This window comes from Mycobacterium sp. BMJ-28 (assembly GCF_054404835.1).
This window is the reverse complement of record NZ_CM136783.1, coordinates 3,546,308-3,557,950: the sequence shown is the minus strand read 5'-3', so window position 1 is coordinate 3,557,950 and position 11,643 is coordinate 3,546,308. Positions and strand designations below refer to the sequence as shown.

Below are 11,643 nucleotides of genomic sequence, written 5' to 3'. Positions count from 1 at the left end.
CTATTTCAGCACGTTCACCGCGCGAGCGATGACCAACGCGATCGTCGACATCGACACCAGTGACTGCACGGTCATCAGCATTTTCGCCCACCGCGCCAGCGGCATGGTGTCGGTGGGGGAGAAGGCCACCACGTTGGTGAAGCTGACGTAGAGGTAGTCGACGAAGGTCGGTCGCCACCCGGGTTTTGCTTTGTCCGGGTCCGACATCTGCGGGAACAGGAAATCCGGGTAGGGCTGCTCGGCCGCGTGCCGGGCGAACGGCCCGCCGCGGTCCAGCTCCCAGTACCACAGCGCGAAGGCCAGCACGTTCGTGATGAAGATGGCACCGCCACTGCCGAGCAGGACGGCCGCATCGTTGCTGACGTCTCCACTGAGGATCCGGTAGTCCAGCACCACCGCCGAGGCGGTGTTGTCGATGGTGATGGCCGCGGTCAGAGCCAGGCTGCCCCAGCGGGCGGCGGTGGTACGCCGAGACAGTCGCAGCGGGTTGATCGCCACCAGAACGAGCACCAGCAGTAATTCCATGACCAGCAGCGGCCACCTCGGCACCACGGTGTAGCGCTCGGGTACGGCGCGTTGCAGTGCGACCGCCAGCAGGATCGCCGCCAGTACCGGCAGCCGGTTTTCCGGTTCGCCGGGACGCAACCAGGACGGCACATGATGCTCGGCGTCCGCGGCGATGCGTTCGGCTCGCTTGACGAACGCTTCCGAGGGGGTCGGTTCCATCGGTCAAGTGTGGGGGCCGGGGCTGACTGCCCGCTGGATCTTCCGCGGCGAGCCGCGAAGGGCTGGGAAGCGGCGAGCCGCGAAGGGCTGGGAAGCGGCGAGCCGCGTGGTCAGCGCCGGTTGCGGCCGAGGACGACCCAGGCCACGGAGGAGATTGCGGCCGCGCTGAGCACGGCGGCGGGCGCACTGGCGGTGGCCACTCCGACGACGATCAGCACCAGCGCGCCCACCAGGAGGGCGATCAGCTTGTACGTCGGCCAGGGCACCCCGGCGATACGTACTTCGGCTGGCGTGGTCATAGGTCGACGATAGCGCGTAACCAAGAGTTCGGACAACCGAAACACTGGATCAAGCTGCCCACTTTTTCGCCTGGGCGCCCGTTGGTGGCACCATGAGGCGGTGTCTGCCGAACTGAGCCAGGATTCACGTCGGACGCCGCTGCCCGTGACAGCGGCCGATATCGACGAGGCCGCTCAGCGAATTTCCGGCGTGGTCACCGTGAGCCCGCTGCAATTCAGCGATCGGCTGTCGGCCATCACCGGCGCGCAGGTGTACCTCAAGCGGGAAGATCTGCAGGCGGTGCGGTCCTACAAGCTGCGCGGTGCCTACAACCTGCTGATGCAGCTGACACCGGAGGAACTGGCCGCCGGTGTGGTGTGCTCCTCGGCGGGCAACCATGCCCAGGGCTTCGCGCTGGCCTGCCGGTCCATCGGCGTGCACGGCCGGGTGTACGTGCCGGCCAAGACGCCCAAGCAGAAGCGGGACCGGATCCGCTATCACGGCGGTGAGTTCATCGAATTGATCGTCGGCGGCAAGACCTATGACATGGCCGCGGCGGCCGCCATCGACGATGTCGCACGCACCGGTGCGACGCTCGTTCCGCCCTATGACGACCCGCGGACCATCGCCGGGCAGGGCACCATCGGTGCGGAGATCTTGGCGCAGCTGCCCGAGGAACCTGATCTGGTCATCGTGCCGGTCGGTGGCGGCGGCTGCATCTCCGGCATCACCACCTACCTGTCGGCGCGCACCACGAATTCCGCGGTGCTGGGGGTGGAGCCCGCAGGCGCCGCCTCGATGATGGCGGCCCTGGCTGCCGGCGAACCGGTCACGCTCGACGACGTCGACCAGTTCGTGGACGGGGCGGCCGTGGCGCGGGCCGGGACGCACACCTACGCGGTACTGGCCGCTGCCGGGGACATGGTGTCGATCACCGCGGTGGACGAGGGCGCGGTGTGCACCGCGATGCTCGACCTCTACCAGAACGAGGGCATCATCGCCGAGCCGGCGGGTGCGCTGTCGGTGGCGGCGCTGCTGGAGGCCGACATCGCACCGGGGTCGACGGTGGTCTGTGTCATCTCCGGTGGCAACAACGACGTGTCCCGGTACGGCGAGGTACTCGAGCGCTCACTGGTGCACCTCGGCCTCAAGCACTACTTCCTGGTCGACTTCCCGCAGGAACCGGGTGCGCTGCGCAACTTCCTCGACAGCGTGCTCGGGCCCAACGACGACATCACGCTGTTCGAATACGTCAAACGCAACAACCGGGAGACCGGGGAGGCGCTGGTCGGAATCGAGTTGGGCTCGGCGACCGATCTGGACGGGCTGCTGCACCGCATGCGGGACTCCGAGGCGCACGTCGAACTGTTGGAGCCGGGTTCGCCGACCTACCGCTACCTGACCTGACCGCCCTACCCTTTGCGCAAGGTCAAGCAGGTGAAGGTGTAGCGCAGATCCATCCGCTTCCAGTGCACGGGGCGCTCCGTGCAGTCCAGGTCCACCTCGTGGGTCGGCGTGAGCCCGACGCCGGCGGCGAAATCGAGCGCATCCAGGATCTCCTGGCGGGTGAAGATCTTCACCGGTACGCCGTAGGCGACCTTTCCGCCGGTGTCGACGGGTTCGGGGAAATAGTCCGTAGACGTGGAGAGCACACCTCCCGGGCGCAGGATCCGGGCCATCTCGGCGAAGTATGCGTGCAGGTCCACCCCGTGTTCGACGACGCTCTGGCAGGAAATTCCGGCGAACGTCTCGTTCGCGAATCTGGTCCGGGTGATGTCGCCCGGCTCGAATCGGATCGGTCCGCGCCGAAATGGCCTGTCGAACACCAGGTTGACGCCGGTGAGGTCGCGCCGGCCGTAGAGATAGAGTGCCGCCAGCACCATCGAGTAGGTCTCCGCGCCGGCATCCAGGATCGGCCCGTCCGTGGAAAGCATTGCCGCGGTGATGATCTGGGTGTCCCAGTTCTTGGGTCCGTCGTTGTGTGCGGGCAATCCGAGGTTGCGGAGGTCGGCCAGCGCCTGCTGCCATTGGGCCGTCGATTTCAGCGTCGTGCACCAGGACGGCGCGGTGACCGGGTCCTGCGGCCTGGCGGCACCGTTACCTTGCAGCCACAGCCGATACACCGCTTCAGGTGCGAAAGCCTGCGCGGTGACGCGTTGTAGCAAAGCCGATCCGACGCTCATTCGTTCTCCCGGTTCGTGTTTCGTGTTACACGTTAACGCAGAACGGTGGCCGGGTTGTCGGGATCGTCAATTCGCCGAAAGTGCTATTGCGCGCGGCGCAACACCGCAAACGAGTGCCCGGGCAGCCGGGTTCCCGAGCCATCGGGGGTGGGATCGTCGGAGGCCAGCACCGTGGCGCCGGCGACCGGGACCGTCACCGCCGCCGTGCCGAGGTTCGCGGCCACCGTCAGCGCGCCGCGGTGCATGACGATCCAGCGGGCGTCCTCGTCGTACTCGATGTGCAGATGGGTCAGCCAGGGATCGGCGAGGTCGGACTCGCTCGCTCGCAATTCGATCAGGTCGCGGTAGACCTGCAGTAGCCGGGCGTGCTCACCGACGGACGGCTCGCTCCAGTCCAGCTTGGAGCGCTCGAAGGTGGCCGGGTCCTGCGGATCGGGAATGTCGTCGGCGTCCCATCCGTGCGCCGCGAACTCGGCCTTGCGTCCCTCTGCGGTGGCCCGGCCGAGTTCGGGCTCGGGGTGCGAGGTGAAGAACTGGAACGGGCTCGACGATCCCCACTCCTCGCCCATGAACAGCATCGCGGTGTAGGGGGAGCCCAGCACCAGCGCCGCCTTCACCGCCAGCTGGCCGAACGTCAGGTTCTGCGACGGCCGATCACCGACGGCCCGGTTGCCCACCTGGTCGTGGGTCAGTGTGTACGCCAACAGCCGGGTGGCCGGGATGGTGGCGGTGTCCAGCGGGCGGCCGTGCCTGCGATGCCGGAACGACGAATAGGTGCCCGCATGGAAGTATCCGTGCGCCAGTGTCTGCGCCAGCGTCTGTATCGAGCCGAAATCGCCGTAGTAACCCTGCCGTTCACCGGACACCGCGGAATGGATGGCGTGGTGGATGTCGTCGTCCCACTGCGCCGTCATCCCGAGTCCGCCGTGCTCGCGCGGAGTGATCAGCCGAGGATCGTTGAGGTCGCTTTCGGCGATCAGCGACAACGGCCGGCCCAGTTCGGTTGCCAGCGCATCGGTTTCGGCGGCCAGCTCCTCCAGGATGTGGATGGCGGTGGTGTCCACCAGGGCGTGCACGGCGTCCAGGCGAAGACCGTCGGCCCCGAAATCGCGCATCCAGCGCAGTGCGCAGTCCAGGATGTACCGGCGCACCTCGTCGGCATCGGCGTCGGCGATGTTGATCGATTCGCCCCACGGATTGCTGCCGCGCGACAGATAGGGGCCGAACCGCGGCAGGTAGTTGCCGGACGGACCGAGGTGATTGAAGACGGCGTCGATCAGCACGCCCAGGCCACGGGCGTGGCACGCGTCGACGAAGCGCAGCAGTCCGTCCGGGCCGCCGTAGGGTTCGTGCACGGCGTACCACAGCACGCCGTCGTAGCCCCAACCGTGCGTCCCGCTGAACGCGTTGACGGGCATCAATTCGACGAAGCCCACCCCGAGTTCGACCAGGTGATCCAGCTTCTCGATCGCCGAGTCGAAGGTGCCGCCCGGCGTGAACGTGCCCAGGTGCAATTCGTAGATCACCGCGCCCTCGATGGACCGGCCGGCCCACGGTGCGGGTGTGGACCGCGGAGTCCACACCGCGGAGCGGGCGTGTACCCCATCGGGTTGGCGTGCCGAACGCGGGTCCGGCAGCACGGTCTCGTCGTCGTCGAGGACGAAGCCGTACCGGCTGTCGGGCCCGGCGGGCACCTCGGCGCGCCACCAGTCGTCGGCCCCGCGGACCATCGGGTACGTCGTCGCGTCGACGTCCAGGCGCACCCGCTGCGGGCGCGGCGCCCACACCGCGAACTCGGTCATGGCGTCCGCTCCAGCAGCGCCACCGGCAATTCTCCGAACAGGTCGGCGACCCGCACCGCTCCGGAGTGGGTGCGACCGCTGATCCGGTCCGACCAGGTGCCCTCGGGAAGGTCGAGTTGTGTTTCCCCCCAGCCGGTTTCGCCGAGTTTCGCGGTCCAGCGGGTCACCGCAACCACCACGTCGTCACCGCGCCGGAACGCCACCACGTGATCGCCGGCCGGCCCGCGCGCCAGCAGTGGGTGATGCCCGCCGGTCAGAAAGGTGTCCGGTTTGTCGCGGCGCAACCGCAGCGCCGCGTGGACCACCCGGATCTTGGGATCGGTACCGCCGGACAGTGCCGACCGCCGGACCGGGTAGTCGACGGTCCGGCGATTGTCCGGGTCCACCAGGCTGTCATCGGTTAGTTCGGTGCCTTGATAGATATCGGGGATCCCGGGCACCGTCAGCGCCAGCAGTTTCTGGCCCAGCACATCGTTGACCGCGTGCGTTTGCAACTGTGCCACCAGCCCGGTCAGTTCGTTACCGACGGGCCCGTCGATGATCGAGTCCAGCCATGCGTGCACGCCGGACTCGAATTCGGTGTCCGGATCGTCCCACGAGGTGTGCGTGCCGGCCTCCCGGATCGCCTTCTCGGTGTAAGCGTGCAACCGGTCGCGCAGCTCGTCGGTCACCTCGCCATCGACCGGCCACACCCCGAAGATGTTCTGCCACAAGAACAGTCCGGTGGCTTCGTCGGGCGCGATGACCACCCGCGACCAGCGACCGATCCGGTCGGCCCACAACGCCGGGATCTGGGACAGCACACCGATCCGGGCCCGGACGTCCTCGCCGCGCTTGGTGTCGTGGGTGGAGGTGGTGACCATGGCGCGCGGCCACAACCGGGCCCTGGTCGCGGCACGCAGCTGGAATTCGGCTGCGCTCACCCCGAACCGGTCGGGTTCCCCGCCCACCTCGTTCAGCGACACCAGGCGGGCATCGCGGTAGAACAGGCAGTCCTCGACCGATTTGGCGGTCACCGCACCGCACAGCTGCTGGAGGCGCTTGGCCGCCTCGCCGCCTTCGGCGAGGGCGTCGGCGACCAGTTGCAGCGGGTCGGCGAGTTCGGGGCGGTCGGCGGCGGTTCGGGCGATCGCGACGGGACCGACGGCGGCCAGGACGGGGTAGTCGAACCGGTACACCCCGACGTGGGTGAGCAGCGCCGTGATCGCCTCGGGCAGCAGCGGGTGGTCGGTGCCCGAGGCGGCCGCGATGGCGCGCCGCAGCCGGGCCAGTTCGCTGCCCAGCGTCGTGGCGGCGGTGGTGGCCTTGAGCTGGCTGATCTGCTCGGCGGTGTGCGCGGCCGGTGGGTAAAGCGCGGTCAGTTCCGGCTCGCCGGAGGGATCGATGAACACCCCGCCGATCTCGCGCAGGGCGTCGTATCCGGTGCTGCCGTCCACCGGCAACGCGGTGTCCAGCGGTTCGTCGGGCGCCAGGATCTTCTCGATCACGATCCAGGCATCCGGCCCGACCAGTGCGCGCAACGACGTGAGGTAACCGGCCGGGTCGGTGAGCCCATCCGGATGATCGATTCGCAGGCCGTCGACCAGGCCCTCGGTGAACCAGCGGCCCACCTCGGCGTGGGTGGCGGCGAACACGTCGGGGTCCTCCTGGCGCAGGCCGGCCAGCGAGGTGATGGAGAAGAACCGGCGGTAGCCGCAGATGCCGTAGCTTTGCCCCGTCGCTTCGCTCGCCCTGGCCTGCCACCCGATGAGCTTGTAGTGCTGACGGTCGTGCACCTGCGCGCCGGTGCCACCTCCGGTACCCGGCGCGATCGGCCACACCCGGTCACCGAGGCGCAGCTGCTCGCCGTCGACCGTGAGCGAGTCGACGTCGTCATCCGAGCCGAGTACCGGCAGCACGATCCGGCCGTGGTCCAGCTCCCAGTCGATGTCGAAGAAGTGTGCGTAGGCCGACTTCCTGCCGTGCCTGAGCACGTCCCACCACCACGCGTTCTGCGCCGGATCTTCCACTCCGACGTGGTTGGGCACGATGTCAACAATGAGGCCGATCTTCCGACTACGTGCCGATTCCGAAAGTCTGCGCAGCCCTTCGGGTCCGCCGAGGGCGGCGGACACCGTCGTCGGGTCGGTGACGTCGTAGCCGTGCGTCGATCCGGCGGTCGCGGTGAGAATGGGGGACAGGTACAGGTGCGACACCCCGAGATCGGCCAGGTAGTCCAGCAGGTTCTCGGCGTCGGCGAAGGTGAACGAATCGCCGCGCAGCTGAAGGCGATACGTCGACAGGACAGGGGTCACAGTCGGTCCGTTCAGTTTTTCTTCTGCAGCACCAGCAGCGACCGCGCCCGCAGCGAGATCTTCTCTCCCGCGGCGGCGACGAGATCGTTGGTACCGCCTGGGTCGGCCGTGTCGAGGGCTGCCGTCCACTGTTGGGCGTACGCCTGCGCAGGCAACACGAAATCCAATGCCTCGTCATGCGCGTTGAAGCACAACAGGAATGAGTCGTCGGTGACGCGTTCGCCACGCGAGTTGGGTTCCGGGATGGCGTCGCCGTTGAGGAACACCGCGATGCTCTTGCCGAACCCGGAACCCCAGTCCTGCGGTGTCATCTCGGTTCCGGCCGGCGTCAGCCAGGCGATATCGCGTTCCTGCTCTGCGGTCCGGATGGGTGTTCCGTCGAAGAACCGGCGGCGCCGGAACACCGGGTGGTTCTTGCGCAGCGCGACGACCTTGCGGGTGAAGTTCAACAGGTCGGCGTTGGACTCGCACATCGACCAGTCGATCCAGGCGATCTCGGAGTCCTGGCAGTAGGCGTTGTTGTTGCCGCGCTGGGTGCGACCGATCTCATCGCCATGGCTGATCATCGGCGTGCCCTGCGACACCATCAGGGTGCCCAGAATGTTGCGCATCTGCCGGTGCCGCAGTTCGAGGGTCGCCTGATCCTCTGTGGGGCCCTCGACGCCACAGTTCCAGGACCGGTTGTGGCTCTCGCCGTCGCGGTTGTCCTCACCGTTGGCCTCGTTGTGCTTCTCGTTGTAGGACACCAGGTCGTTCAACGTGAAGCCGTCGTGGCAGGTGACGAAGTTGATGCTCGCACTCGGCCGCCGCCCGGTCGCCTCGTACAGGTCCGAGGAACCGGTCAGCCGGGAAGCGAACTCGCCCAGGGTTGCGGGCTCGCCCCGCCAGTAATCGCGCACAGTGTCGCGGTATTTCCCGTTCCACTCCGTCCACAAACCTGGGAAGTTCCCGACCTGGTAGCCGCCCTCGCCGACATCCCACGGTTCGGCGATCAATTTCACCTGGCTGATCACCGGATCCTGCTGCACCAGGTCGAAGAACGCGCTCAGGCGATCCACGTCGTAGAACTCGCGGGCCAGCGTCGAGGCCAGATCGAAGCGGAACCCGTCCACATGCATATCCATCACCCAGTACCGCAGCGAGTCCATGATGAGCTGCAGGGTGTGCGGATGCCGGGCGTTGAGACTGTTGCCGGTGCCGGTGAAATCCTTGTAGTACTGCGGCTGGCCGTCGAGCAGTCGGTAGTACGCGGCGTTGTCGATACCACGGAAGTTGATGGTCGGGCCGAGGTGGCTGCCCTCGGCGGTGTGGTTGTAGACGACGTCGAGGATGACCTCGATACCGGCGTCGTGGAAGGACCGCACCATCGCCTTGAATTCGGCGACCGCTCCGCCCGCGTGCTGATTGGCCGCGTATTGATAGTGCGGCGCCAGGAAGCCGAAGGTGTTGTAGCCCCAGTAGTTTCGCAGTCCCAGATCCAGCAGCCGGTGATCGTGCAGGAATTGGTGCACCGGCATGAGCTCGATGGCCGTGACGTTGAGCGCCTTGAGGTGATCGATGATCACCGGGTGCGCCAGGCCGGCGTAGGTGCCGCGCTGCTCCTGCGGGATTCCCGGATGCAACTGCGTCATGCCCTTGACGTGGGCCTCGTAGATGACGGTCTCGTGGTAGGGCGTCTTGGGGGCGCGGTCGGATCCCCAGTCGAAGAACGGGTTGATCACCACGCTGGTCATGGTGTGGCCCAGCGAGTCGACTCCCGGCAGGTCACCGGTCGCTCCGGGATCCTCGGCGGTCAGGTCATAGGAGAACAGCGCCTGGGTGAAGTCGAAGGCACCGTGAAAGGACTTGCCGTACGGGTCCAGCAGCAGCTTGCTGGCATCGCAGCGGTGACCGGCGGCGGGATCCCACGGACCGTGCACCCGGAAGCCGTAGCGCTGGCCGGGCGTGACGGTGGGCAGATAGGCGTGCCAGACATAGCCGTCGACCTCGTCGAGCGCAATGCGCTCCTCGCTGCCGTCCTTGGCGATCAGGCACAGCTCGACCTTCTCGGCGACTTCGGAGAACAGCGAGAAGTTGGTGCCCGCACCGTCGTACGTGGCGCCCAGGGGATAGGCGGTTCCCGGCCAGACCGTGGTCACCATGTCACCACCAGCCCGTCGCGGCGGCCATCTGGCGTCCCAGCTCGTTGGTCATGGTCCGCATGTAGGTGGTCGAAAGATGGTGAGAATCGTGATACATCAAGACATTTCCCTCCACAACTCGGCAGATGTCGGGTCGGCACACCGCGTCACTCATATCGAGCGGTTTGAGGTTGGGAAACTCCTTGACGAAATCCAGGGTCGGGTTGTGGTCGGACAGTACCTCAGCGCGCTTCATGCCGCACGAGATGGAATCGCCGCCGTCGGCCAGGCAATCGGCGGCGAAATAGGGCTTGCCGTCGCGCACCAGCCACGGTGTGTCACGCATCGCGAGAACATTGATCCCGGCGTCGGCGAACGCCTGCCAGATGCCGATGTAGAAGCCGGGCATCACGTCGCCGTCCTTGATGTTCCATGGCCGAGTCGAGGTGGTGAAGACATAGTCCGGGTGGTCGGCCAGCAGCCTCGGCATCACCTTCTTGTTCCATTCCCTGCAGTTGGGGTAGGCCCGGTTGTCGCCCATCACCAGGGGGTTCTCCTCGGTGGTCAGCGGACAACCCATCTTGAGATAGGTGACGATCTTGAAGTGGTGCAGCCGGCCGAGCAAATCGAGCGCGGTGATCCAGTGTTCGGCGTGCGAGCCGCCGGCCAGCGCGACGGTCCGGGTGGCGTCCTTGTCACCGTAGGTGCAGTTGAGGATGTCGACATTGTCGAAATCGGAGATGCAACCGTCATCGGTGGTTTCCGGCAGGTCGTTCTTGGCCTCCAGCACGGTGGGCCGCATCGGCAGCTTGGGCACTTTGGCGTGGTTGATCAGGGCCCGCGCGCCGGGGTAGTCGCGCGACGACAGCCCGGACAGTTCCTTGCCGCTGGCCCGCTGCACGGTGACGTGCTCGCGCCAGGTGAACGATGTCGCCGTCAACGCCACACCCAGCAGGGTGACCGCGGTGCCCAGGGCGATGGTCGGGCGGCGTAACCGGGTCTGCCACGCCATCACCTGCGCGGCCGCGGGGCGCTGTGCCGGGGCGCGGTACCGCAGCGGCGTCTCGATGTAGCGGGTGGTCAGCCAGGCCAGCACGCCGGACACCAGCAACACCACCGATCCGTCCAGCAGGCCGGCATGGGATCCGCCGCTGTAGGCCAGCCAGAAGATCAGCAGTGGCCAATGCCACAGGTACAGCGCGTAGGCCATCGACCCCAGCGAGACGAACGGTTTGGTGGCCAGCAGCCGGTTGGGTGCCGGCAGAGCGGCGTCGCCGCGGTTGGCTGCCGACAGGATGAACAGCACGGTGGCGCCGACGGGCACCAGGGCCCACGGACCGGGGAACTCGCGCACTCCGTCGATCAGCGCACCGCACCCCGCGATGGCGGCCAGCGCCACGGTCGCGATCACGGTGCGCAGCCACATCGGCCACCGCACCCGCGGTACCAGGGCGCCGGCCAGCACGCCCGCCGTCATTTCCCAGCCGCGGGCGAAGCTGTCGTAGTAGGCGGTGGCCTGGTCGGCGTTGTGGGCGAAGATCGCGTAGACGAACGAGGCAACGGTGAGCGCGCCGATGACGATGACAAAGGCGGTACGCAGGTGCCGGCGCATGCGGTTGCGCAGCAGATAGGCGAACCCGAAGACCAGCGCCAAGAACGCGATGTAGAACTGGCCCTGCACCGACATCGACCAGATGTGTTGCAGCGGGCTGACCGCCTCTCCGGCGCGCAGGTAGTTCGACGCCGAATCGGCCAGTTCCCAGTTCTGGTAGTAGCCCAGACTTGCCAGGCTCTGGTCGGCAAAGGTCTCCCAGCGCGTCTCGGGCTGCACCAGGATGGTCAGCACCGCCGCGGCCGCCAGCACCACCACCAGGGCCGGCAGCAGGCGGCGCACCAGCCGGATGACCTCGGGGCCGGGCCGCAGCGAAGCCCCCGGGCGCAGGGCGGTGCGCAGCAGCCTGCCGCCGAAGAAGAACCCGGACAAGGCCAGGAACACGTCCACACCCCCGGACACCCGGCCGAACCAGACGTGGAACACCGCAACGAGCGCGATGGCGACCCCGCGCAATCCGTCCAGATCGTGCCGATAGAAACCCGATGTGCGGGTGCCCATTTCGGCACGATCGGCGGCGCCGGACGGGGTCCGGCTGAGGGTGGGGGTCTTCATGGTCGGTGACTCAATCTACCTAAGATCCCTGCAAGGCTCAGGTCACGGGCGTCACGTCGGCCTCGGCGAGCA

Annotated in this window: 8 protein-coding genes; 1 reads left to right on the top strand and 7 read right to left on the bottom strand. The window is 67.2% G+C overall.

Annotation, left to right across the window (positions count from 1 at the left end):
- Positions 1 to 726: a hypothetical protein gene (locus ACXPWS_RS17710; RefSeq protein WP_458707915.1), complete on the bottom strand. Its 726-nt coding sequence runs from the start codon at positions 724 to 726 to the stop codon at positions 1 to 3.
- Positions 727 to 836: 110 nt separating this feature from the next.
- Positions 837 to 1,025 carry a hypothetical protein gene (locus tag ACXPWS_RS17705; protein WP_458707914.1) on the bottom strand — a complete coding sequence of 63 codons (189 nt, stop codon included), beginning with the start codon at positions 1,023 to 1,025 and terminating at the stop codon, positions 837 to 839.
- A gap of 100 nt (positions 1,026 to 1,125) precedes the next feature.
- Here ACXPWS_RS17705 and ilvA point away from each other — a divergent pair, with 100 nt between their 5' ends.
- A complete protein-coding gene (gene ilvA, locus ACXPWS_RS17700; RefSeq protein ID WP_458707913.1) occupies positions 1,126 to 2,412 on the top strand; it encodes a threonine ammonia-lyase IlvA in 1,287 nt (428 codons plus the stop codon).
- A gap of 5 nt (positions 2,413 to 2,417) precedes the next feature.
- Here ilvA and ACXPWS_RS17695 read toward each other — a convergent pair whose 3' ends face one another.
- The 5 genes from ACXPWS_RS17695 to ACXPWS_RS17675 form a co-directional block, all read right to left on the bottom strand.
- Entirely contained in the window at positions 2,418 to 3,188 is a 771-nt protein-coding gene (locus ACXPWS_RS17695; protein ID WP_458707912.1) for a methyltransferase domain-containing protein, read from the bottom strand.
- 83 nt (positions 3,189 to 3,271) lie between these two features.
- On the bottom strand, positions 3,272 to 4,990 hold the full coding sequence (gene treZ, locus ACXPWS_RS17690) for a malto-oligosyltrehalose trehalohydrolase (RefSeq protein ID WP_458707911.1): 1,719 nt from the start codon (positions 4,988 to 4,990) through the stop codon (positions 3,272 to 3,274).
- Positions 4,987 to 7,284, bottom strand: coding sequence for a malto-oligosyltrehalose synthase (gene treY / locus ACXPWS_RS17685; protein ID WP_458707910.1), 2,298 nt, complete (start codon positions 7,282 to 7,284; stop codon positions 4,987 to 4,989). The genes treZ and treY overlap by 4 nt, the downstream gene beginning before the upstream one ends.
- A gap of 11 nt (positions 7,285 to 7,295) precedes the next feature.
- Positions 7,296 to 9,425 carry a glycogen debranching protein GlgX gene (gene glgX, locus ACXPWS_RS17680; protein WP_458707909.1) on the bottom strand — a complete coding sequence of 710 codons (2,130 nt, stop codon included), beginning with the start codon at positions 9,423 to 9,425 and terminating at the stop codon, positions 7,296 to 7,298.
- A 1-nt stretch (position 9,426) separates the two neighbouring features.
- Positions 9,427 to 11,571, bottom strand: coding sequence for an acyltransferase family protein (locus ACXPWS_RS17675; protein WP_458707908.1), 2,145 nt, complete (start codon positions 11,569 to 11,571; stop codon positions 9,427 to 9,429).
- Between the last annotated feature and the right edge of the window lie 72 nt (positions 11,572 to 11,643).

Excerpts from the sequence above, each read along its gene's own strand:
- ACXPWS_RS17710 (WP_458707915.1), bottom strand. The coding sequence starts at position 726 with ATGGAACCGACCCCCTCGGAAGCGTTCGTCAAGCGAGCCGAACGCATC.
- ACXPWS_RS17705 (WP_458707914.1), bottom strand. The coding sequence starts at position 1,025 with ATGACCACGCCAGCCGAAGTACGTATCGCCGGGGTGCCCTGGCCGACG.
- ACXPWS_RS17695 (WP_458707912.1), bottom strand. The coding sequence starts at position 3,188 with ATGAGCGTCGGATCGGCTTTGCTACAACGCGTCACCGCGCAGGCTTTC.
- treZ (WP_458707911.1), bottom strand. The coding sequence starts at position 4,990 with ATGACCGAGTTCGCGGTGTGGGCGCCGCGCCCGCAGCGGGTGCGCCTG.
- glgX (WP_458707909.1), bottom strand. The coding sequence starts at position 9,425 with ATGGTGACCACGGTCTGGCCGGGAACCGCCTATCCCCTGGGCGCCACG.
- ACXPWS_RS17675 (WP_458707908.1), bottom strand. The coding sequence starts at position 11,571 with ATGAAGACCCCCACCCTCAGCCGGACCCCGTCCGGCGCCGCCGATCGT.